Source organism: Nocardioides zeae (assembly GCF_030818655.1).
GTDB classification, from domain to species: domain Bacteria; phylum Actinomycetota; class Actinomycetes; order Propionibacteriales; family Nocardioidaceae; genus Nocardioides; species Nocardioides zeae_A.
The window spans coordinates 3954469-3974523 of sequence record NZ_JAUTAN010000001.1 but is presented as its reverse complement, the minus strand read 5'-3'; the positions used below and the strand labels follow the sequence as shown (position 1 = coordinate 3974523).

Below are 20055 nucleotides of genomic sequence, written 5' to 3'. Positions count from 1 at the left end.
CTCACCGGAGGAGCAGCGCGACCTCGGCGACCCACCGCTCGAGCAGCGCCGTCACGACCGCGACCGCGGGCGGGTGGTCCGGGATCCGGGCACGCACGGCGACGCCCGCGTCGGTCCGGCTCAGCCACAGCTGCACGTCGTCGGCCTCGGTCACGTTCGACACGTGGTTCGTGCCCGCCGGCACCGTCGGGAGCCGCCGGTAGTCGATCCACGACACCATGAAGACGTCCGCCCGGGTGCGTCGCAACGGCCGGGGCAGTGATCCGAGCACCTGGTCGAGGGGCACCGACCCGAGGGCGAGCGCCGCGCGCAGCCGCTCCCCGGTCGCACGCAGGTCGTCGGTGGCCGCCACCACCAGCGGCACCGTGGTGGTGCACCAGCCGACGGTGGCACGCTCCTCCTCGGTCCGCCGGGTGCCCACCGGCACGAGCAGCGGCAGGGCGGTCGCGTTGGGCTCGTCCCGTTGCGCACGCACGGCGCGCCCCAGCGCCAGGAGCACCGCGGCGTAGGCGGACGCCCCCTCGGGGCGACCGAGGTCGTCCAGGGCCGCGACGGTGGCGGCGTCGAGGAACGGCACGACGAGGGTGCGCTGCGGGAACCGCTCCCCGGGCGCCGTGCCGAGGTCGAGCGGGAAGGTCGGCAACGCCTGGTCGAGACCGTCGAGGAAGGCGAGCCAGGCGTGCAGCCGGGCGTCGTCGGGCGGGAGGGCCGGCTCGGCCGCCCAGCGCGCGGCGAGCGCGGGGAAGGCGGGAGCCGCGGGTAGCGCCCGGGGCGTGCCCAGCTCGGAGGCGAGCAGGGCGACCGACCACGCGTCGAGCACGAGGTGGTCGCCCGCCAGCACGAACCGTGCTGCGGCGCCCGCCCCCACCAGCGCCGCCGCCACCGGCGGACCCGGCGCGAGCGGGTGGCAGGCCCGGTCGAGGAGGTCGCGCACCGCCGACGTCGCGTCCGAGGACGTCCCGGCCCGGACGACGTCGTCCTCGACCCAGACGAGACCGTCGGGGGCGTGCAGGACCGCACCGGTCCCGTCGCCGGGCGCGACCGCCGTCCGCAGTGCGGCGTGCCGGGCCAGGAGCCCGTCGAGCAGGTCGGTCGGCGCCTCGATGCCCGGCACGGAGCCAGCCGGGAGGTCGGCGGCGAGCCACACCGAAGGTTGCCCGGCGACGACCCCCGCGAGGTGGTTGCGCTGGTTGACGCTGAGCACGACGGGCTCGCCGACCGCGGCGGGCCGCAGCGTCCAGCGCCGTACCGGACCCGCCGGCAGGCGCCACCCGTCCGCCGCCGTCACGTGCACGGCACGACCCTAGCCGTCGGGACGGCTACGCCGAGCGCAGCGCCTCGAGCAGCTCCAGCGTGCGCGTCCACGCCTCCGAGGCGGGGTCGATGACGATGAAGTGGTCGCCGTCGACCTCCGTCAGGGTGGCGTCGTCGCCGACGGCCGTCGCCGCGGCCACGTAGCTCCGCGACTGGCTCAGGGGCACGATGGTGTCGGCGGTCCCGTGGACGCAGCGCACCGGTACGCCGAGGGGCAGGTGCTGCGCGGGGTCGGCCGCGTCGTACGCCGCGGGGTCGGCCTCGGCGTCCCCGCCCATGAGGGCCAGGACGTTCGGGGCGGCGTTCGCGTCGGAGAGCCCGGCCGTCAGGTCGAGCACCCCCGCCTGGCTGACCGCGGCGGTGACCGGCACCCGCATCGGCGACCAGCGCTCGAACCGCCCGCGGGCGGCGGCCCAGACGGCGAGGTGCCCGCCGGCGGAGTGGCCGAGCGTGACGACGGTGGCGCGCTCGGCGTCGGTCAGCTCCGCGACGTCGGCCAGCAGGTCGATCCCGGCGGCGACGTCGTCGAACGTGGCGGGGTAGCCCCCGCCCCCGCCGTCGCCCGAGCCCACGCGGCGGTACTCCAGGTTGAGCGCCGTCCAGCCGTTCTCCGCGAGGCTGAGGGCGAGCGGGGCGCCGAGGCTCGCGTCGTACTCCGCCTTCCAGAAGCCCCCGTGCACCACCACGACCACCCCCTTGGAGGGCGCGCCGTCGGGGTCCGACGCAGCGGTCGGACGATAGAGGTCGCCCCACTGCGACGGGTCGTCGCCGTAGGCGATGCGCCGCGGGCTCATGACGTCGGTCCCGGGCAGCTTCGTGGCCTCCGGGGGCGGCGGGTCGTCGGCGCCGCCGGGCAACCCGTCGTCGGCGCAGCCGGCGAGCCCTGCCAGGGCCAGTCCGCCCAGCCCGAGGCCCAACGCCCCGAGCCCCCGTCGTGTGAGCCGTGCACCGTCAGTCCCACCGTCAGTCCCACCGTCCCTGCCTCCCACGCTTGACCTCCGATCGCCGGGTCTTCGCCGCGAGCCGTCGTCGCTGCGATCCCCGGGTGGGCTTCGTCGCCCGACGCGGTGCGGATGGCGGGGCGGCCGCGTCGCGCAGCAGCGCGGCGAGCCGCACCCGGGCGGCCCGCCGGTTGTCGCGCTGCGAGCGGTGCTCGCTCGCGACCACCACGACGGTCCCGTCGACGAGCCGACCCCCGAGCCGCTCGAGCACCCGCTCCCGCAGGTGGTCCGGCAGAGAGGGCGAGCGGGCCAGGTCGAGCGCGAGCTCGACGCGGCTGTCGGTGGTGTTGACGCCCTGCCCACCAGGACCCGACGCGCGCGAGAACCGCTCGACCAGCTCGCCCGCGGGCACGCGCCAGCGGGCGTTCACCTCGAGGTCGGCGGAGAGGTCCATCGCGGGTCAGGCTCAGCCGAGGGGCAGGTACGTCGACAGGTCGGTGCGCTCGCCGCTGCGCGTCAGTGCCGTCCCGACCTCGTCCCACGGGGTCTCGCCCGTGGCGAGGCGGATCCACGTGTCCGCATCGGTCTCGACGACGGCGGGCGGCGTGCCCCGCGTGTGCCGCACGCCCGGGATGACCTGCACCGCGGCGTACGGCGGGACCCGGACCTCCACGGACGCGCCGGGCGCGCGCTCCTGGAGGATCGCGAGGTAGTGCTTCACGAGCAGCTTCCGGTCGGCGCGGTCGGCGTCGCCAGCGCGCCAGCGCGCGAGGGCGTCGGCGACGTCGGGGGCGGCGGCGGGCACGAGGCGGCGGGGCACGCTCCCATCGAACCACCCTCCCCCGCCCGGACGGAGTCGTGGCCCCAGCGCGCCGCTTTCCGGTGCGCTGGGGCCACGACTCCGCGAGGTGCGCGGTGGTGCGAGGTGCTGCTAGGTGCTGCGTCAGCTGAGGCGGATGCCCAGGCTGGAGGGGACGGTGACCTGGTAGCGGGCGGTCTCCGTCGTGCCGGTGCCGGAGTAGCTGTACTCCCGCATCTGCGCCGTCACGGCGCTGTAGGTGCGCTCGCAGAGGATGCTCTCCCCGGGTGCGAGGGTCACGGTCCCGCCGGCCGACGAGGCCTCGCTCGCCGACTGGTTGACCGACTCGCTCACGCCCACCGACGCGGACGCACCGACGGCGGCGACCTGCGCGGACACGCTCAGCTCGGCGCTCGCGCTGGTCTCCACGCTGCGGCTGATGGTCTGCGAGAACCCGCAGGTGAAGCTCGCGGTCGTCCCCGAGTTGTTCTGCATCGGGACCGTCTCCACGACGGACGTCGACACGGAGGTGCTCAGCACCTGCACGCACTTGCCTGAGCTGCTGCCCCCCACGCACTCGTCCGCCTGTGCGGCTGGCGGGGCGACGAAGAGGGTCGTTCCGATGACGGCGGCAGCGGCACCCGAGAGGGCCAGTGCTCTCTTCATTGTTCGACTCCTGTGTTCGGTTGTGTCGTGCTCTGAAGAGGCCTCACCTCTGGTCTACCAAGGTGCGGAGGGGGCCCGCAAAGCCCCCCGGGGGTATCACACGGTGTTATCTCGCCCTTTCGGACCAGGGCGCGGGGGTCGGAGAAGAAAACGCGGACCTGGCCTGGCCTCGCCCGGACGCGGACGAAGGAAACGCGGACCGCACGACGCGGGCGGTCGGCGTGGCGAGCCTCGGGGTCCGCGTTTTCTTTGCGCGGGCGGCCAGCCGGTGCCGGGGTCCCGCTCGTCAGCCCTCCGCGCCCCCGCCGGGCTCCCCCTCGTCGGGCACGCGCGGCTGGAGGATCTGGAGCAGGGCGTAGACCGAACGTCCCGCATCCTCGGCGGGCTCGTCCCCCGCCGCCCGGCTCCGCGCCGTCCACTTGTGCAGCACCTCGGTCAGCTCGCCCTCGAGCGCGGACGCCTCGTCCTTCGTCAGCAGGAAGGTCGCCTCCGTGATGCTGCGCAGCACGGCGGGATCGCGGGCGGCCGAGTACGCCGCGTCCACCGCCCGGTGGGCCCGCGCACCCGCGCGTCCGCGCCAGGCCGCGGCGACCGCCGTGCCCCCCGGCGCCGCCGCCACCGCCTCCAGGTCCAACCGGAACCCGTCGCCCCCGTCGGCCGCGCGCCACACCCGGTCGCGCCGGTCGCGGGCGAGCTCGGGCGCCTCCTCGACGAGCCCGTAGCCCGCGAGGTTGCGCACGTGGAAGCTGACCTGGTTGGCGGGGAGGTCGAGCAGCCGCGCGAGGTCGGCGGAGCGCTGCGGACCACGGGCGTTCAGCTCCTCGAGGATCCGGGAGCGCACGGGGTGCGCGAACGCGCGGAGCACGCGGGGGTCGGTGATCGACGGCCGGTCGGTCATGGGCGCGACCCTACCGCTCATCCGCACCACCCATTGCGCAGCACTACTTGCGCAATGACACGTGCGCATCTACCGTCGCGCCATGACCGGCTACCGCCAGCTCGCCCGCAACCGCGACTTCACCGTGCTGTGGGTGGGCGAGACGATCTCGGAGCTCGGCAACCGCACGAGCGCCTTCGCCTACCCGCTCGTCGCGCTGGCCCTCACCGGCTCGGCCGGCACGGCGGCGCTCGTGCAGGCGGCCTACTTCGGCGGCATCGTCGCCGCGCTCCTCCCCGCCGGCGCGCTCGTCGACCGCGTCCACCGCGGGCGCCTGCTGCGGGCGGTCTCGCTCGCCGGCTTCACCGTGTACGCCGCGCTCGCCACGACGCTCGCCGCCGGGGCCCTCCCGGCGGCGGGCCTCGTGCTCGGCGCCCTCGTCGCCGGCGTGCTCGCGGGCGTCTACGAGCCGGCGCAGGTGTCGGCGGTCCGCTCCGTCGTGACCACCGACGACCTCCCCGCGGCACTGGCGCAGAACCAGGCCCGCGGCCACGTCGCGGGTCTCGCGGGCGCACCGCTCGGCGGCGTGCTGCTCGGCCTGGGGCGCTGGGTGCCGTTCGCGCTCGACGCGGCGACGTACCTCGTCTCGTTCCTCACCCTCGGCCGGATCCGCACCGACCTCGCGCCGGCGGCCCGGCGCGAGGGACGCCTCATGGAGGGCGCGCGACGGGAGGTGGTGGCCGGGGCGCGGTACGTCGCGCGCCACCCCGTCATGCGCGTGCTGGCCGTCTGGTCGGCGCTGGGGAACCTCGTCGTCAACGGGCTGCTGTTCGTCGTGCTGGTGCGGATGGCCGAGGCGGGCCACAGCCCGGCGGCCATCGGCGCGGCGATGGCGGTCGTCGGCGCCGCGGGCATCCTCGGGGCGGCCATCGCGCCGGCCGTCATCGACCGCACCCGCACCGGACGCCTCACCGTCGCCGTCGGCTGGTCGTGCGCCGTGCCGCTCGTGCCGCTCGTCTGGTGGGCCACGCCCGCCACCGCCGCAGCGTGCGTCGGGGCCCTCGTGCTGCTCAACCCGATCGGCAACGCGGGGATCGGTGCCTACCGGATGTCCCTCACCCCGCCCGAGCTCCAGGGGCGGGTCGCGGCGACGACGGCGTTCCTGTCGTGGTCGCTCATGCCGTTCGCGCCGTTGCTCGGCGGGGCGCTGCTCGCGGCGTACGGCGGGTCGGCGGCCACCGCCGCACTGCTCGGCGGGTGCCTGCTCACCGCGCTCGTGATCACCTGCAGCCGGAGCGTGCGCGGCGTGCCGCGCCCGCGGGAGTGGGCGACGGCCTCCTGACCCCCAGACGCGTCGTGGCCCCAGCGCCCCGGAAAACGGTGCGCTGGGGCCACGACCCGCAACGGGGGACGTCAGGCGTGCGGCTTGTTCTCGTGCTCGTGGTCGGGGATGGCGTTCGGACCGGCCGGGCCCTCGTCGGGGTGGCCGCTCTCGGAGTCGGGGTAGCCCGCGACGGCCTGGTCGGGCGCGATCGGGGTGTCGGCCTCGGCGGGGTCCATGCCGCTGACCTCGGAGACCTGGCCCTCGGACTGCTGGTCGTCGTGCTTCTGCTCGCTCATGGCCCCATCGTGACGTGGGGCGACAAGCGGGATCAGCCCAGGACCGCCGGCAGCGTCGCCACCCAGGCGGCACGGGCCTCGGCCACGGGCAGCGTGAACTGGCCCTCGACCACGAGGTCCTCGCCGCCGGTGCGACCGATCACGGCCGCGGGCACGTCGTGCGACGCCGCCCGGGCGAGCAGCTCGTTGAGCGCGTCCGCCGAGACGGAGACGAGCACCCGGCCGGTGGACTCCGCGAAGAGCGCCACGAACGGGTCCTCGTGGACCTCCGCGAGCGACACGGTCGCACCGATGCCCCGGTGGAACGCCGATTCGGCGAGCGCCTGGGCGAGCCCGGCGTCGGAGAGGTCGTGCGCGGAGGAGGCGACGCCGACGAGGTCGGCGAGCAGGGCGGCGAGGCGACGCTCGCCGGCGAGGTCGAGCGCCGGCGGGCGACCACCGAGGTGGCCGTGGACGACGTGGGCCCACTCCGAGCCCGACAGCTCCTCGCGGGTCGTTCCGAGCAGCACGAGCTCCTCCCCGGCGGCCTCGAAGCCGGTGGGCGTGCGCCGCGTGACGTCCTCGACGACGCCGAGCACCGCGACGACCGGGGTCGGCAGGATCGCCGTCTCGCCCGTCTGGTTGTAGAGGCTGACGTTGCCGCCGGTCACGGGCACGCCGAGCTCGAGGCACGCGTCCTTGAGGCCGCGGCACGCCTCGGCGAACTGCCACATGACCGCCGGGTCCTCGGGCGAGCCGAAGTTGAGGCAGTCGGAGACGGCGAGCGGCACGGCGCCACCGGTCGCGACGTTGCGGTAGGACTCGGCGAGCGCGAGCTGGGCCCCGAGGTAGGGGTCGAGCTTGGCGAACCGGCCGTTGCAGTCGGTGGAGACCGCGACACCGAGGTTGGACTCGTCGTCGACGCGCACCATGCCGGAGTCGGACGGCTGCGCGAGCACGGTGTTGCCGCGCACGTAGCGGTCGTACTGGTCCGTGATCCACGACTTGTCACAGAGGTTCGGCGACGCGACGAGGCGCAGCACGGTCGCGCGGAGCTCGTCGCCGCCGCTCGGCCGCGGGAGCGCCTCGGCGGCGTCGGCCTGGAGGCCGTCCTGCCAGTCGGGGCGCGCGTAGGGGCGCTCGTAGACCGGGCCGTCGTGCGCGACGGTGCGCGGCGGCACGTCGACGACGCGCTCGCCGTGCCAGTCGATCTCGAGGCGGCCGGTATCGGTGACCTCGCCGATGACGACGGCCTCGACGTCCCACTTCGCGCAGATCGCGAGGAACGCGGCGACGTCGTCGGGCTCGACGACAGCCATCATCCGCTCCTGGCTCTCGCTCATGAGGATCTCCTCGGGAGCGAGCGTGGAGTCACGCAGGAGCACCTTGTCGAGCTCGACGTGCATGCCACCGTCGCCCGCGCTCGCCAGCTCGGAGGTGGCGCAGGAGAGGCCGGCACCGCCGAGGTCCTGGATGCCCGCGACCACGCCGGCCGCGAACAGCTCGAGCGTGCACTCGATGAGCAGCTTCTCCATGAACGGGTCGCCCACCTGCACGCTCGGGCGCTTCGCGGGCCCGTCGGCGTCGAACGTCTCCGAGGCGAGCACGGAGACGCCGCCGATGCCGTCGCCGCCGGTGCGCGCGCCGTACAGGATCACCTGGTTGCCCGCGCCGCTCGCCTTGGCGAGGTGGAGGTCCTCGTGGCGCAGGACACCGACGCAGAGGGCGTTGACGAGGGGGTTGCCGAGGTACGTCGCGTCGAAGACCGCCTCGCCGCCGATGTTGGGCAGGCCCAGGCAGTTGCCGTAGTGGCCGACGCCCTCGACGATGCCGGGCAGGACGCGGGACGTGTCCTCCGCGTCGAGCGGGCCGAAGCGCAGCGGGTCCATGACGGCGACGGGGCGCGCGCCCATGGCGAGGATGTCGCGGACGATGCCGCCGATGCCGGTCGCGGCGCCCTGGTGGGGCTCCACGTAGGACGGGTGGTTGTGGCTCTCCACCTTGAACGTCACCGCGTAGCCCTGGCCGATGTCGATGACGCCCGCGTTCTCGCCGATGCCGGCGAGCATCTTCCCGGCCCGCGTCTCCTGCGGGATCTCGGAGAACTGGCGCAGGTGCACCTTGGAGCTCTTGTAGGAGCAGTGCTCGCTCCACATCACCGAGTACATCGCCAGCTCGCTCGACGTCGGACGCCGGCCGAGGATCTCGCGGATCCGTGCGTACTCGTCCTCCCTGAGACCGAGGTCGGCCCAGGGCTGGCTGCGGTCGGGGTCGCCCGCCGCGCGCTCGACGGTGTCGAGGACCGAGGTGGATTCAGCGGGAGCAGGAGCGTCCGTCACGGGCCGCATCGTATCGCCGTCCACACCCGTGCCCCGCCACAGGAGTAAGTCGTGGAGAAGTGGGGAAGCAGGACCCGCCGGTCCACGCGTCGACACCCGTCGTCGTGGGGTGCCTGAATTGCTACGTTGCGGGTCCAGGCCCGCACCGAGTCGATGCGAGGAGCACTCGAATGTCGAACCCGTCCGATCCCTATCCGCAGCAGGGCGGCCAACCCCCGCAGCCGGGTGCTCCCGGGTACGGCGCGCCCCAGGGCCAGCCGGGCTGGGGCCAGCAGCCGCCCCCGCCCCCCGGCCAGCCGGGTCAGCCCGGTCCGGGCGGCCAGCCCGGCCAGCAGGGCCAGCCGTGGGGCGCTCCGCCGCCGCAGGGCCAGCCGGGCGGCTACCCGCAGCCGGGCTACCCGCAGCAGGGTGGCTACCCCCAGGGCCCGCCGCAGGGCTACGGCCAGCAGGGGTACGGGCAGCAGGGCTACGGGCAGCCGGGGTACGGCGCGCCCCAGGCCCCGCCGCGGCCCTCCGTCCCCAAGGTGAACCCGTTCGCGGGCACGCCCATCAGCGACTACGTGCGTGACGGCGGGGCGTTCCTGCTGCTGCTGGCGCCGCTGTGGACGCTGTGGGACTCCAACGGCGTCGGTGCCGAGCGCTGGTGGGTGTGGGTCTCCGCTCTCATCGGCATCTTCTCGGTCGCGGTGCCCTACCTCGTCAAGTCGAACGTCCTGCCCATCCCGCCGGTGCAGGTGACGCTCGCGAAGGTCGCGCTGCTGCTGCCGTACCTCGGCAGCGTGCTGGCCGCCATCATCAACGAGCTCATCTCGGGCGGTGACCGCTTCGACGGCGGCATCGGCGCCGGTGTGGCGCTGGCCCTCGCGGGCGCGGTCATCGCGATCTCCCCGCGCCACTCGGAGGAGACCAACGGCCAGGCCACCGGCGAGGCGCTCTGGTGGAAGGCCACGTGGATCCTGGCGTGGGTGACCGTCGGTCTCGCCGTGCTGACGTTCCTGCTCTACATCTTCTGGGGTCTCGCCGAGGACGTCGAGATCTTCGACCCGTTCCTGGCCTTCGCCGCGCTGGTCGTGGTGGCGGTCCTCATCCCCGTCGTCGCCATCACCTGGCCGACCCTCACGCTCATGAAGCGCAGCGAGGAGGCCCGCCTCGTGCTGGCCACGCTGCTCCTCGTGGGTCTCGTGACCGCCATGTTCGCCGGCGAGGACGGCTCGATCTTCGACGCGGAGCTCCACGGCTGGAACGTGCCCGGCTCGACCTTCTTCACGGTCGGCCTGCTCGCCGGCCTCCTCGTGACGCGTCCCGTGCAGCGGGCGACCACGCCCCAGGAGCCGTTCTGGGCCTGGGTGGGCGCGGCCAAGCTGGCGCTCTACGTCAACGCCGCCGTCGTCGGCCTCACGGTCCTCGGCACGCTCCTGGTCCTCATCTACTTCCAGACCGAGGACTTCGGGCCCGACGGGTTCACCGGCTCGACGATCGTCTCGCTGGTCTTCGGCATCATCGCGATCGCGCTCGCGATCATCCCGACGACGATGCTGTCCGACCCCCGCAAGGGCCGTCTCGTCGTGCTCGGCATGGTCGCCGGCAACTTCATCCTCGGCATCGTCTACGTCGCGGTGCTGAACGGCTCGGACGCGCTCAACGGCTACAGCCTCTCGGTCTACTCGGCCGGCGCCTGGCTCGGCCTCTCCGGCCTGGCCATCGCGGCGCTGACGGCTCCGCCGTCGATCCGCAACGTGCTCGGCTCGATCCTGCCGCAGGGCGGGCAGCAGGCCGGCGCGGCGGCGTACGGCGGCCCGCAGGGGCAGCCCGGCCAGCACGGCCAGCCGGGTCCCTACGGCCAGCCGGGCCAGCAGGGCGGCTACGGCCAGCCGGGCCAGCCCGGTCCGTACGGCGCGCCCCAGGGCCAGCCCGGTCCCTACGGCGCCCCCCAGGGCCAGCCGGGTCCCTTCGGCGCCCCCCAGGGCCAGCCCGGTCCCTACGGCGCCCCCCAGGGCCAGCCCGGCCAGCAGTGGCCGCAGCAGGGCCAGCCGGGTCAGCAGGGCCAGCAGGCCTGGGGTGCTCCGCAGGGCCAGCCCGGCCAGCAGCCGCCGGCCCCGCAGGACGACCCGAGCGAGCAGACGATCGTGCGTCCGCCCGCGGGCGGCGACACGACGCAGTTCGAGCGTCCGCAGGACCCGCCGCGGCAGTGACGCCCGGATAGTCCGACCGATCGTCGACGGCCCTGCCTCCTCCGGGAGGCGGGGCCGTCGTCGTGCACCGGTGCGGTCGCCCTGGCCCACCCTGGACACTAGGGGCGTGAGCGACCTCTTCTGGCCGGGTGACGAGCGAGCAGGTGCCCTCTTCGCCGACTCCGCACTCCTCGAGGGGATGGTGGCGCTCGAGGCGGCCTGGTCGGCCGGCCTCGTGGCGCACGGGCTGGCGCCCCGCGGCGTCGGCGTGACCGCCGACGAGCTGCTCGAGCTGCTCGACGGCGGCGACGTCGCCCGGATCGTCCTCGACGCGGAGGGCGGGGGGAACCCCGTCATCCCGCTGGTCTCGACGCTCCGCAACCGGCTCGTCGAGGCCGGCCGGGAGGAGACCGCGCAGTGGCTCCACCAGGGCCTCTCCAGCCAGGACGTGGTCGACACGGCGCTGATGCTGTGCGCGGGGACGGCCCTGCGCCGTCTCGAGATCGAGCTCGGCACCCAGGCGCAGGCCCTCGACGCGCTCGCCGGCGCCCACCGCGGCACGGTGATGGTGGGGCGCACGCTCACCCAGCACGCCGTCCCCATCACGTTCGGCCTCAAGGCCAGCGGGTGGCTGGCGGGGATCGAGGACGCGCGGGCCTCGGTGGCGTTCGCCCACTCGGTGCTCCCGGCGCAGGTGGGCGGGGCCGCGGGCACACTCGCCGTCACCGTGGAGCTCGCCCGACGTCGCGGCCTCCGGGACCCGGAGGGCGCGACCGTCGCGCTCGCCCGCGAGACGGCGGCGGCGCTCGGCCTGGTGCCGGCGGCGCCGTGGCACACGACGCGCTTCCCGGTGACGCGCGTCGGGGACGCCCTCGCGACGGCGAGCTCGGCGATGGGCCGCATCGCCTCGGACGTGCTCACCCTGACGCGCCCCGAGATCGCGGAGGTCGCCGAGCCGCTCGGCACCGGCCGCGGGGGCTCGTCCACGATCCCGCAGAAGCAGAACCCGGTGCTGGCGGTGCTCGTACGTCGCGCCGCGATCACCGCTCCGGGCCTGGCGAGCACGCTCCACACGGCCGCGGCGTTCGCCAACGACGAGCGGCCGGACGGCGCGTGGCACGCCGAGTGGGCGACCCTGCGGGACCTCGCCCGACGCACCGTCGTCGCCGCGGCGCACACGTCCGAGCTGGTCGCGGGCCTCCAGGTCGACGTCGTCGCCATGCGCGAGCGCGCCCGCGCGGCCGGTGCGCTGCTGGCCGAGCGCGACGCCGTGCGGGGTCTCGTCGAGGTCGCCGGAACGGGTGGGGAGAATGCTGCCGATGACGGCGGCCCCTCGTCGTACCTCGGCATCACCGACCAGATCGTGCAGAACAGGACCCGCCCATGAGCGTCCCCGTCATCGACGGCGTCGAGCTGAGCGAGGCCGGCAACGGCCCTCTGCTGCTGCTCGGCCCGTCCCTCGGCACCTCCGCGACCGCGCTCTGGGAGCGGAGCGCGGCGCTGCTCGCCGCGGACCACCACGTGGTCGGCTGGGACCTGCCGGGGCACGGCACGAGCCCGGCGCCGGCCGACGGCTTCACCATGGCGGAGCTGGCCGGGGGCGTCCTCGCCTTCGCCGAGCGCCTCCTGCGGGAGCGCGGCGAGGCGAGCGGGACGTTCGTCTACGCCGGCGTCTCGGTCGGCGGCGCCGTGGGCCTGCAGCTGCTCCTCGACGCGCCCGAGCGGGTCGCGGCAGCCGCCCTGATCTGCACCGGCGCGAAGATCGGCACACCCGACGGCTGGCACGAGAGGGCCGCGATGGTGCGGGCCTTCGGCACGGCCACGATGGTCGAGGGCTCGGCGAAGCGGTGGTTCGCCCCCGGCTTCCTCGAGCGCGAGCCGGAGGTCGGCCGGGCGCTCCTCGCGTCGCTCGAGGAGACGGACACGGCCGGCTACGCCGCTGTCTGCAAGGCGCTCGCGGCGTTCGACGTGCGGGACCGGTTGGGCGCGATCCGCGTCCCGGTCCTCGCGGTGGCCGGGGCGGCCGACGAGCCCACCCCGCCCTCCGACCTCGAGACGATCGCCGCCTTGGTGGCCGACGGCCGCACGGTGGTGCTCGACGGCGTCGCCCACCTCGCCCCCGCGGAGGCCCCCGCCGAGGTCGCGGACCTGCTGCGCGCCCACCTGAAGCAGGGCGCCGTCATCACCGAGTCGCAGCGCGCGGCCGCCGGCGCGGTCGTACGTCGGCAGGTGCTGGGCGACGACCACCTCGACGGTGCCGGTGCCGCACCGACGGCGTTCACGCGGGACTTCGACGACCTGGTGACGCAGTACGCCTGGGGCTCCGTCTGGGCGCGCCCCGGCCTCGACCGTCGCTCGCGCTCCCTGGTCGCGCTCTCCACCCTCGTCGCCCAGCGCGACCACGACGAGCTGGCGACGCACGTGCGCGCGGCACTGCGCAACGGCCTGACCGTGGAGGAGCTGGCCGAGGTCTTCCTGCAGGCGTCCGTGCACTGCGGCACGGCCGCCGCCGCAGCCGCCTTCCGCGTCGCCCAGGAGACCTTGCGGGCCGACGGCGTGGAGCTCTAGCCGCGCCGTACGTCCTGCGGAACGGATGCAGTTGCCTGCCGGGCAGAGCTGCGCCCGTTCCGCAGGACTCGCGGCGCCGTGACGTCGAGGGTCGTCCCTCCCCGCACCGGTCCGGGTCGACACCACACGCCCGACGAACTGGGACGTTGCGACAGCCTCGCCCGGGGCGAGACCGTCGCAGCCGCACAGTTCTGGGCTCGGATCGCGCCGCTGGTCACCCCGGGTGGCCGGCGTCCATGCCCCGACCACCCGGGGAGATCAGTCCTGCCGCTGGCGCAGCAGGTAGCGCTGCACCTTCCCGCTGGGCGTCTTCGGCAGCTCCTCGACGAAGTGCACGACGCGCGGGTAGGCGTGGGCGGAGTACTGGTTGCGCACCAGCTGCTGCAGCTCGACCGCGAGCTCGTCACCGGCCACCGCGCCGGGGGCGAGCACGACGTAGGCGGTCACCGCCTCGCCGCGCACCTCGTCGGGCTTGCCGACGACGGCGACGTCGACGACCGAGGGGTGCGTGACGAGCACGCTCTCCACGTCGAAGGGCCCGATGCGGTAGCCGGAGGCGAGGATGACGTCGTCGTCGCGGGACGCGAAGAAGAAGTGGCCGTCCTCGTCGACCCGGCCGATGTCGCCGGAGAGGTACCAGCGGCCGTCCGGCGTGAACCGCTCCGCGGACTTCTCCGGGGCGTCGTGGTAGCCGCGGAAGAACATCAGCGGGGACCCCTCCACGTCGAGGGCGATCTGGCCGTCGACCACGCCGGCGGCGAACCCCGGCAGGACCGGGCCCATGGAGCCGGTACGCACGGGCTCGCGCACGTCGTCGTGCCAGGCGTTGACGATGCACATGCCGTGCTCGGTCTGGCCGTAGTGGTCGCGCACCTCGACGCCGAGCGCGTCCCGGCCCCACGCCACCACGTCGGGCGTCAGCGGCTCGCCCGCCGACGAGGCCCGGCGCAGGGAGAAGCCGGTGAAGGACGGGTCCTTCGACATCGCGCGGTACATGGTCGGGGCGCCCGCGAAGCTCGTGACGCCGCAGCGCGTGAACACCTCGCGGGTGGCGTCCGGGGAGAACCCGGCGTCGAGCAGGATGTTGGGCCGTCCGGCGACCAGCGGCCCGAGGATCCCGTAGTAGAGCCCGTAGGCCCAGCCCGGGTCGGCGGCGTTCCAGAAGACGTCACCGTCCTGCACGTCGAGGCCGAAGTGCATGTAGGCGCGGAAGGCGGCCAGCGCCCGCACCGGGATCGGCACGCCCTTGGGCTTGCCCGTCGTACCGCTCGTGAAGAGCATCGCCAGGAGGCCGTCGCCACCGACCGCGACCGGCGCGGCGAGCGGCTCGCGGGTGAGCAGGGCGTCGAACTCGTCGCCGGTCACGAGCACGTCGAGGCCCGCGATCGGGTCGAGCTTCGAGCGCTGCGAAGGCTCGGTGACCACGAGGCGGGCACCGCTGCCGCTGGTGCGCGTCTCGATCGCCCCGGTCTGGAAGGCGGTGAACAGCGGCACCAGGACGGCGCCGAGCCGCCAGAGCGCGAGGAGGGTGACGACGTACTCCGCCCGCTTGCCCATGAGCACGCCCACCCGGTCGCCGCGGCCGACGCCGCGCTCGGCGAGGCCCGTCGCGAGGCGGGAGGACAGGTCGCGCAGCTCGCCGTGGGTGAGCACGCGCTCGCCGTAGCCCGCGTCGAGGAGGCGGAAGGCCACGGCGTCCGGGGCGTGGCCGTCGTTGAGCAGGGTGGCGGCGCAGGCGTCGGGGGCGGCGTACGCGTCCAGCCAGCTCTCCAGCTCCTCAACGACGCGATCGGCGGCGACGGCGGTCACGGATCCTCCTAGAATGACGTTCGGTGTGTCACGGAGGTCACATGGTGCGGGCGCTCGTCCCGTCCCACCACCCTCCGAGGAGGGGTCCGGAGGAGGTCCGATGAGCGGTCGTGCGCTCGACGAGACGCTGGGGCGGGTACGCCGCGGCGCCGCCGTCTCGCTCGCGTTCGCCGGCTCCGTGGTGGAGGACCGGGTCACCCTCGACCGGTTCGAGGGCCGCACGGTCGGACGCCTCGCCGGCACGACGCTGCAACCGGGCCACGGCCTCGGCGGCCGCGTCCTCGCGCTCGGGCGCGCGCACGCGTTCACCGACTACCTGAGCAGCCGCTCCATCTCCCACCGGTACGACGCGATCATCGCCGCCGAGGGCCTCCACGCGATGGCGGCCGTGCCCGTGGTGTGTGGCCCGACGTCCCGTCGCGGTCCTGTACGGCGCGCTCCACTCCCCCGGCGACCTCGGGGGCCGCACGCTCGACGTGCTGACCGCGGAAGCCCGCGCCCTCGAGCAGGAGCTGGCAGTGGCCCGTGCCCTCGACACCGGCGGCGACGACGGGGCCGCGGCGCTGCGGGAACGGGTGCGCGCGACGTACGCCGACCTCCGTCGCCTCGCCGCCGACCTCGACGACCCGCTGCTCCGCGACGCCCTCGTGCGCGCGGCCGACAACCTGGCCCCCGAGGCACCGGCCGCCGCCGAGGCCCTCGCCCACGTGCACCTGACCGAGCGGGAGCGGGACGTGCTCGCCCTCGTCGCCCTGGGGTCGAGCAACGCCCGCATCGCCGAGGAGCTCGGCCTGACGCTGCACACGGTCAAGGGCTACGTGAAGAACGTGATGGCCAAGCTCGGCGCTGGCACGCGGCTCGAGGCCGTCGTGCTCGCGCGCCGAGCCGGGTTGCTGGCTTGAGCCCGGGCGAGGAAAGTGCGCGGCCGGGTCTGCCCGGAGAAAGAAAACGCGGACCGGAGGGCCCCCGCACTCGGGGCGGTTTCTAGTGGTCGGTGCAACACGGCTGTGGGGGTTGTGTTGCGGGATCAAGAAGCGGCGCGTGCGCGGGGTCTGGGGCTGTTGGCGGCCGGGGTCCCGGCGAAGCAGGTGTCCGAGTTGCTGGGGTGGGATCGAGACACGGTGGCTTCATGGGCCACAGTCGCTGGCATGCGACTGCGCAAGGGCCGCCACGGCGGTGTTGTCGGTGCCCATCCACCCCCGCTGGACGGTGACTGGGTCGATGAGCACGGCCGGTTGAGCCAGGCCGGGCGGGCCTTGATCCAGATCCGTCGCAGCGAGGGACGGTGTCCAGCACGGATCGCTGCCGAGCTCGGGGTGCACCGCAGCACGGTGGGACGCGAACTGGCCCGCAACACCCGCCTGGGTCGCTACCACGCTGCTGCAGCGCAGGTGATGACCGAGCAGCGCCGGCCCCGGCCCCGCCCGTCCAAGCTCGCAGTTCGTGCAGACACCGGCGTGGATGCGGGTGTGGATGCGGGTGTGGATGGGGGTGCCGGTGAGGTGCTGCGCGCAGCGGTGCTGGTCCGGTTGAACAACCGGTTCTCACCCGTGCAGGTCAGCCAGGATCTGCGGCGGTGCTATCCGGGGCGCGACGATATGCAGGTGAGCCACGAGACGATCTACCAAGCGCTCTACGTGCAGGGCAAGGGATCGCTGCGTGAGGAGCTGAAGGTCGAGAAAGCGTTGCGCAGCGGCCGCACCAGCCGTCGGCCCCGCTCGGCGCTGCCCCCACGGTCCAACCGGTCCTGGATCGGTGCCGAGGCCCACATCAGCCACCGCCCACCCGAAGCCGCCGACCGCGCCGTACCCGGGCACTGGGAGGGCGACCTCGTCATCGGCGCCGGCGGGCGTTCGGCGTTGATCACCCTGGTCGAACGCTCGACCCGCTACGCCCTGATCCGACGGCTGCCGCTGACCCACGACGCCACCACCGTCGCAGCTGCCCTGGTCACGATGATGACCAACCTGCCCGAGTCGTTGCGCCGCTCGCTGACCTGGGACCAGGGCAGCGAGATGGCCGCGCACACCACCTTCACCCTGGCCACCGGATGCCCCGTCTACTTCGCCGACCCCCACAGCCCCTGGCAACGCGGCACCAACGAGAACACCAACGGACTCGTGCGCGACATCCACCCCAAGGGCACCGACTTCAACCACGTCAGCGACGCCGACATCACCGAGACCGAACGCCTCCTCAACATCCGCCCCCGCCAAACCCTCAACTGGGACACCCCCGCCGATAGGCTCCAACAACTACTCAACGTTGCACCGACCACCTGAAGCCGCCCGGCGTGTCGGGGCCTGCGGTCCGCGTTCTCCCTCACCGGTCGAGCGCGGGGGCTGAGCCGGTCCGCGTTTTCTTTTCCCAAGCCGACCCGACCCGAGCCGACCCGACCCGAGCCGGCCCGAGCCGGCCCCCGGGCCGCTGGCCTGAGGAGACCTCAGATCGTCGCGACCGACCCCGAGTCGACGCGGTAGTTGGACCCGTTGACGAACGACGCCAGGTCGGAGCAGAGGAACGCGACCACGTTGGCCACCTCCTCCGGCTTCCCGCGCCGGCCGAGCTCCATGTAGGGCCGCTCCTCGTCGAGGAAGCTCTCGATGGCCTCGTCGAACGACACGCCGAGCTCGTCCGACCGCTTCTCCATCATCGCGTCAGTCATCGGCGTCGAGATGAACGCGGGCGACACGCAGTTCACGAGGAGGCCCTCCGCGGCGTACGAGCGCGAGAGCCCCTTCGCGAACGCCAGCACGCCGGCCTTGGCGGCGCAGTAGGGCAGCTCGTCGTCGTACGGCTGCAGCGCGTCCTCGCTGGTCAGGTAGACGATGCGGCCCCAGCCGCCGTCCCGCAGCGCAGGCAGGAACGCCCGCGTGATGCGGACCGGGGCGAGCAGGTCGATGGTGAGGGTGTCGACCCAGCCGTCGTCGTCGATCTCGTGGAACAGGCCCTGCGCGCCGGTGACCCCGGCCGCGTGCACGAGCACGTCGATCGTGGGCACGAGCTCGAGCACGGCGTCGCGCAGCTCGAGCGCCGCCGCGTCGGTGGTGAGGTCGGCGGCCACGTGGTGGAGCCGTCCCTCCGGTGCGTCGAGCTTGGCCGCCGCCTCCGCGAGGGAGTCGGGGTCCTTGTCGCTGAGCACCACCGTGGCGCCCTCCGCGAGGAGGATGCGGGCGGTGTGCCAGCCGATACCGGAGTCGCCGCCGGTGACGAGAGCAGTGCGTCCTGCGATGCCGAGGTCCATGCCAGAGGTTGTAGCTGCCTCACCCCAACGGGGTCACCCGTCCGGGTGGGCAGACCCGCGCCGTACCCCTCCCCCGGCACCGGGCCCCGCGCTAGCGTCGGGGCGTGAGCACGCGCCTGACCTCCCACGACCTCGTCGACCTCGTCATCGACGCCGGCACGTGGCGTTCCTGGGACACGCCCCCGGACCGCACGGGGCTGTCGGAGGGGTACGCCGCGGAGCTCGCCGCCGCGGCCGAGAAGGCCGGCACGGACGAGTCCGTCGTGACGGGCGAGGGCCTGATCCGCGGACGGCGTGTCGCGGTCATGCTCGGCGAGTTCCGGTTCCTCGCGGGCTCGATCGGACGGGCGGCCGCGGACCGGGTGGTCGCCGCGGTCGAGCGCGCCACCGCCGAGGGGCTCCCGCTGCTGGCGGCTCCGGTGTCGGGCGGCACGCGCATGCAGGAGGGCACGCCGGCGTTCGTGCAGATGGTGCGGATCTCGGCGGCCGTGGCGACGCACAAGAAGGCCGGGCTGCCCTACCTGGTCTACCTCCGCCACCCCACGACCGGCGGCGTCATGGCGTCGTGGGGCTCGCTGGGCCACGTGACCGTCGCCGAGCCGCGCGCGCTCGTCGGGTTCCTCGGGCCGCGGGTCTACGAGGCGCTCTACGGCCAGCCGTTCCCCGAGGGCGTGCAGACGTCGGAGAACCTCTACGCCCGCGGCATCATCGACGCCGTCGTCGCGCCCGAGGACATCGTCGACATCGTCGACCGGGCCCTCACGATCCTGCTCGCCCGCCGCCGGGGCGTCGGCACGGTCCCGCCCCCCGAGCTCGCCCCCGTCCCCGACGTCGACACCTGGGACGCCGTGACGCGCTCCCGCAACCCGGAGCGCCCGGGGGTGCGGCGCCTGCTCAAGTACGCCGCGAGCGACGTCGTCCTGCTCAACGGCACCGGCGAGGGTGAGGCCGACCCGGGCCTCATCATCGCGCTGGCGCGCTTCGGCGACGCGCCCTGCGTCTTCCTCGGCCAGGACCGGCGGGGACAGACCCGGGAGCACCCGATGGGACCCGAGGCGCTGCGGGAGGCCCGCCGCGGGATGCGGCTCGCCTCCGACCTCAAGCTGCCGCTGATGACCGTCATCGACACGCAGGGCGCCGCGCTCTCGGCCGACGCGGAGAACGGCGGTCTCGCCGGCGAGATCGCCCGCTGCCTCGCCGACCTCGTCACCCTCGACGCGCCCACGCTGTGCCTCATGCTCGGCGAGGGCAACGGCGGCGGGGCGCTCGCGCTCCTGCCCGCCGACCGGGTCGTCGCCGCGCAGCACGCCTGGCTCTCGCCGCTGCCGCCCGAGGGCGCCAGCGCGATCGTGCACCGCGACCTCGACCACGCCGCCGACATGGCCCGCGCCCAGCAGGTGCGCGCCCTCGACCTCGCGGCCCGCGGCGTCGTCGACGTCGTCGTGCCCGAGCTGCCCGACGCCGCCGACGAGCCCGAGGCGTTCTGCGCGCGCGTCGGCGGGGTGCTCGAGCACGAGCTGTCGCGCCTGCTGGTCGCCGGGGCGGGCTCGGTGGCGCAGCGCTCCCGGCGGTACGCCTTCTAGGCCCCGGGGCGAGTCACAGGAGTCGACAACTTTCCCCGGTCGACCGGGGAAAGTGTCGCTTTGACCATCAATGTAGATGGTCAAAGTGGCGTGTTCCCCGGTCGACCGGGGAAAGTGCCGCGCGCCGCCTTGCCCCGCCGTGGGA

The 20055-nt window shown here is 74.4% G+C and carries 18 protein-coding genes; 7 read left to right on the top strand and 11 right to left on the bottom strand.

Annotation, left to right across the window (positions count from 1 at the left end; translation table 11 throughout):
* Position 1: 1 nt before the first annotated feature.
* From QE405_RS18840 to QE405_RS18815, 6 genes are all read right to left on the bottom strand, one after another.
* Complete coding sequence (locus tag QE405_RS18840) at positions 2-1294, bottom strand: hypothetical protein (RefSeq protein ID WP_307204146.1); 1293 nt, start codon at positions 1292-1294, stop codon at positions 2-4.
* A gap of 25 nt (positions 1295-1319) precedes the next feature.
* Positions 1320-2231, bottom strand: a complete 912-nt coding sequence (locus tag QE405_RS18835; RefSeq protein ID WP_307204145.1) for an alpha/beta hydrolase — start codon at positions 2229-2231, stop codon at positions 1320-1322.
* 46 nt (positions 2232-2277) lie between these two features.
* Positions 2278-2709 carry an alternative ribosome rescue aminoacyl-tRNA hydrolase ArfB gene (gene arfB, locus QE405_RS18830; protein ID WP_307204144.1) on the bottom strand — a complete coding sequence of 144 codons (432 nt, stop codon included), beginning with the start codon at positions 2707-2709 and terminating at the stop codon, positions 2278-2280.
* Positions 2710-2721: 12 nt separating this feature from the next.
* Positions 2722-3075: a sterol carrier family protein gene (locus tag QE405_RS18825; RefSeq protein ID WP_307204143.1), complete on the bottom strand. Its 354-nt coding sequence runs from the start codon at positions 3073-3075 to the stop codon at positions 2722-2724.
* 123 nt (positions 3076-3198) lie between these two features.
* Entirely contained in the window at positions 3199-3720 is a 522-nt protein-coding gene (locus QE405_RS18820; RefSeq protein WP_307204142.1) for a hypothetical protein, read from the bottom strand.
* A 286-nt stretch (positions 3721-4006) separates the two neighbouring features.
* Positions 4007-4618, bottom strand: a complete 612-nt coding sequence (locus tag QE405_RS18815; protein WP_307204141.1) for a winged helix-turn-helix domain-containing protein — start codon at positions 4616-4618, stop codon at positions 4007-4009.
* Between the two features lie 82 nt (positions 4619-4700).
* Between QE405_RS18815 and QE405_RS18810 the strand changes: the two genes are divergently transcribed.
* Positions 4701-5939 (top strand): MFS transporter, encoded by a 1239-nt coding sequence (locus tag QE405_RS18810; protein WP_307204140.1) that lies wholly within the window; start codon positions 4701-4703, stop codon positions 5937-5939.
* 71 nt (positions 5940-6010) lie between these two features.
* On the opposite strand, the gene QE405_RS18805 is transcribed toward QE405_RS18810, so the two are convergent.
* Positions 6011-6217 (bottom strand): hypothetical protein, encoded by a 207-nt coding sequence (locus QE405_RS18805; RefSeq protein ID WP_307204135.1) that lies wholly within the window; start codon positions 6215-6217, stop codon positions 6011-6013.
* Positions 6218-6249: 32 nt separating this feature from the next.
* Positions 6250-8535, bottom strand: a complete 2286-nt coding sequence (gene purL, locus QE405_RS18800) for a phosphoribosylformylglycinamidine synthase subunit PurL (RefSeq protein ID WP_307204127.1) — start codon at positions 8533-8535, stop codon at positions 6250-6252.
* 170 nt (positions 8536-8705) lie between these two features.
* Between purL and QE405_RS18795 the strand changes: the two genes are divergently transcribed.
* From QE405_RS18795 to pcaDC, 3 genes are all read left to right on the top strand, one after another.
* A complete protein-coding gene (locus QE405_RS18795; RefSeq protein WP_307204120.1) occupies positions 8706-10727 on the top strand; it encodes a DUF7937 domain-containing protein in 2022 nt (673 codons plus the stop codon).
* Positions 10728-10833: 106 nt separating this feature from the next.
* Positions 10834-12093 carry a lyase family protein gene (locus tag QE405_RS18790; RefSeq protein ID WP_307204114.1) on the top strand — a complete coding sequence of 420 codons (1260 nt, stop codon included), beginning with the start codon at positions 10834-10836 and terminating at the stop codon, positions 12091-12093.
* Positions 12090-13274 carry a bifunctional 3-oxoadipate enol-lactonase/4-carboxymuconolactone decarboxylase PcaDC gene (pcaDC, locus tag QE405_RS18785; protein WP_307204110.1) on the top strand — a complete coding sequence of 395 codons (1185 nt, stop codon included), beginning with the start codon at positions 12090-12092 and terminating at the stop codon, positions 13272-13274. The genes QE405_RS18790 and pcaDC overlap by 4 nt, the downstream gene beginning before the upstream one ends.
* A 258-nt stretch (positions 13275-13532) precedes the next feature.
* Here pcaDC and QE405_RS18780 read toward each other — a convergent pair whose 3' ends face one another.
* Together QE405_RS18780 and QE405_RS18775 are read right to left on the bottom strand one after the other, a co-directional pair.
* Positions 13533-15083 carry an AMP-binding protein gene (locus QE405_RS18780; protein WP_307204103.1) on the bottom strand — a complete coding sequence of 517 codons (1551 nt, stop codon included), beginning with the start codon at positions 15081-15083 and terminating at the stop codon, positions 13533-13535.
* 37 nt (positions 15084-15120) lie between these two features.
* A complete protein-coding gene (locus QE405_RS18775) occupies positions 15121-15384 on the bottom strand; it encodes a hypothetical protein (RefSeq protein ID WP_307204096.1) in 264 nt (87 codons plus the stop codon).
* 100 nt (positions 15385-15484) lie between these two features.
* Between QE405_RS18775 and QE405_RS18770 the strand changes: the two genes are divergently transcribed.
* Both QE405_RS18770 and QE405_RS18765 read left to right on the top strand, forming a co-directional pair.
* The gene (locus QE405_RS18770; protein WP_307204088.1) at positions 15485-15985 is read left to right on the top strand and encodes a helix-turn-helix transcriptional regulator; all 501 of its coding nucleotides are present in this window, start codon (positions 15485-15487) and stop codon (positions 15983-15985) included.
* 246 nt (positions 15986-16231) lie between these two features.
* Positions 16232-17365 (top strand): IS30 family transposase, encoded by a 1134-nt coding sequence (locus QE405_RS18765; RefSeq protein WP_307198779.1) that lies wholly within the window; start codon positions 16232-16234, stop codon positions 17363-17365.
* A 161-nt stretch (positions 17366-17526) separates the two neighbouring features.
* Here the strand turns inward: QE405_RS18765 and QE405_RS18760 are convergent, their stop codons facing one another.
* The gene (locus QE405_RS18760) at positions 17527-18327 is read right to left on the bottom strand and encodes an SDR family NAD(P)-dependent oxidoreductase (protein WP_307204086.1); all 801 of its coding nucleotides are present in this window, start codon (positions 18325-18327) and stop codon (positions 17527-17529) included.
* 104 nt (positions 18328-18431) lie between these two features.
* Between QE405_RS18760 and QE405_RS18755 the strand changes: the two genes are divergently transcribed.
* Positions 18432-19910 (top strand): carboxyl transferase domain-containing protein, encoded by a 1479-nt coding sequence (locus tag QE405_RS18755; protein WP_307204079.1) that lies wholly within the window; start codon positions 18432-18434, stop codon positions 19908-19910.
* Positions 19911-20055: the final 145 nt, after the last annotated feature.

Bases quoted from the DNA above. Each gene is read 5' to 3' on its own strand.
- arfB (WP_307204144.1), bottom strand. From the start codon at position 2,709: ATGGACCTCTCCGCCGACCTCGAGGTGAACGCCCGCTGGCGCGTGCCC.
- QE405_RS18820 (WP_307204142.1), bottom strand. From the start codon at position 3,720: ATGAAGAGAGCACTGGCCCTCTCGGGTGCCGCTGCCGCCGTCATCGGA.
- QE405_RS18815 (WP_307204141.1), bottom strand. From the start codon at position 4,618: ATGACCGACCGGCCGTCGATCACCGACCCCCGCGTGCTCCGCGCGTTC.
- QE405_RS18810 (WP_307204140.1), top strand. From the start codon at position 4,701: ATGACCGGCTACCGCCAGCTCGCCCGCAACCGCGACTTCACCGTGCTG.
- QE405_RS18805 (WP_307204135.1), bottom strand. From the start codon at position 6,217: ATGAGCGAGCAGAAGCACGACGACCAGCAGTCCGAGGGCCAGGTCTCC.
- QE405_RS18795 (WP_307204120.1), top strand. From the start codon at position 8,706: ATGTCGAACCCGTCCGATCCCTATCCGCAGCAGGGCGGCCAACCCCCG.
- pcaDC (WP_307204110.1), top strand. From the start codon at position 12,090: ATGAGCGTCCCCGTCATCGACGGCGTCGAGCTGAGCGAGGCCGGCAAC.
- QE405_RS18765 (WP_307198779.1), top strand. From the start codon at position 16,232: ATGCGACTGCGCAAGGGCCGCCACGGCGGTGTTGTCGGTGCCCATCCA.
- QE405_RS18760 (WP_307204086.1), bottom strand. From the start codon at position 18,327: ATGGACCTCGGCATCGCAGGACGCACTGCTCTCGTCACCGGCGGCGAC.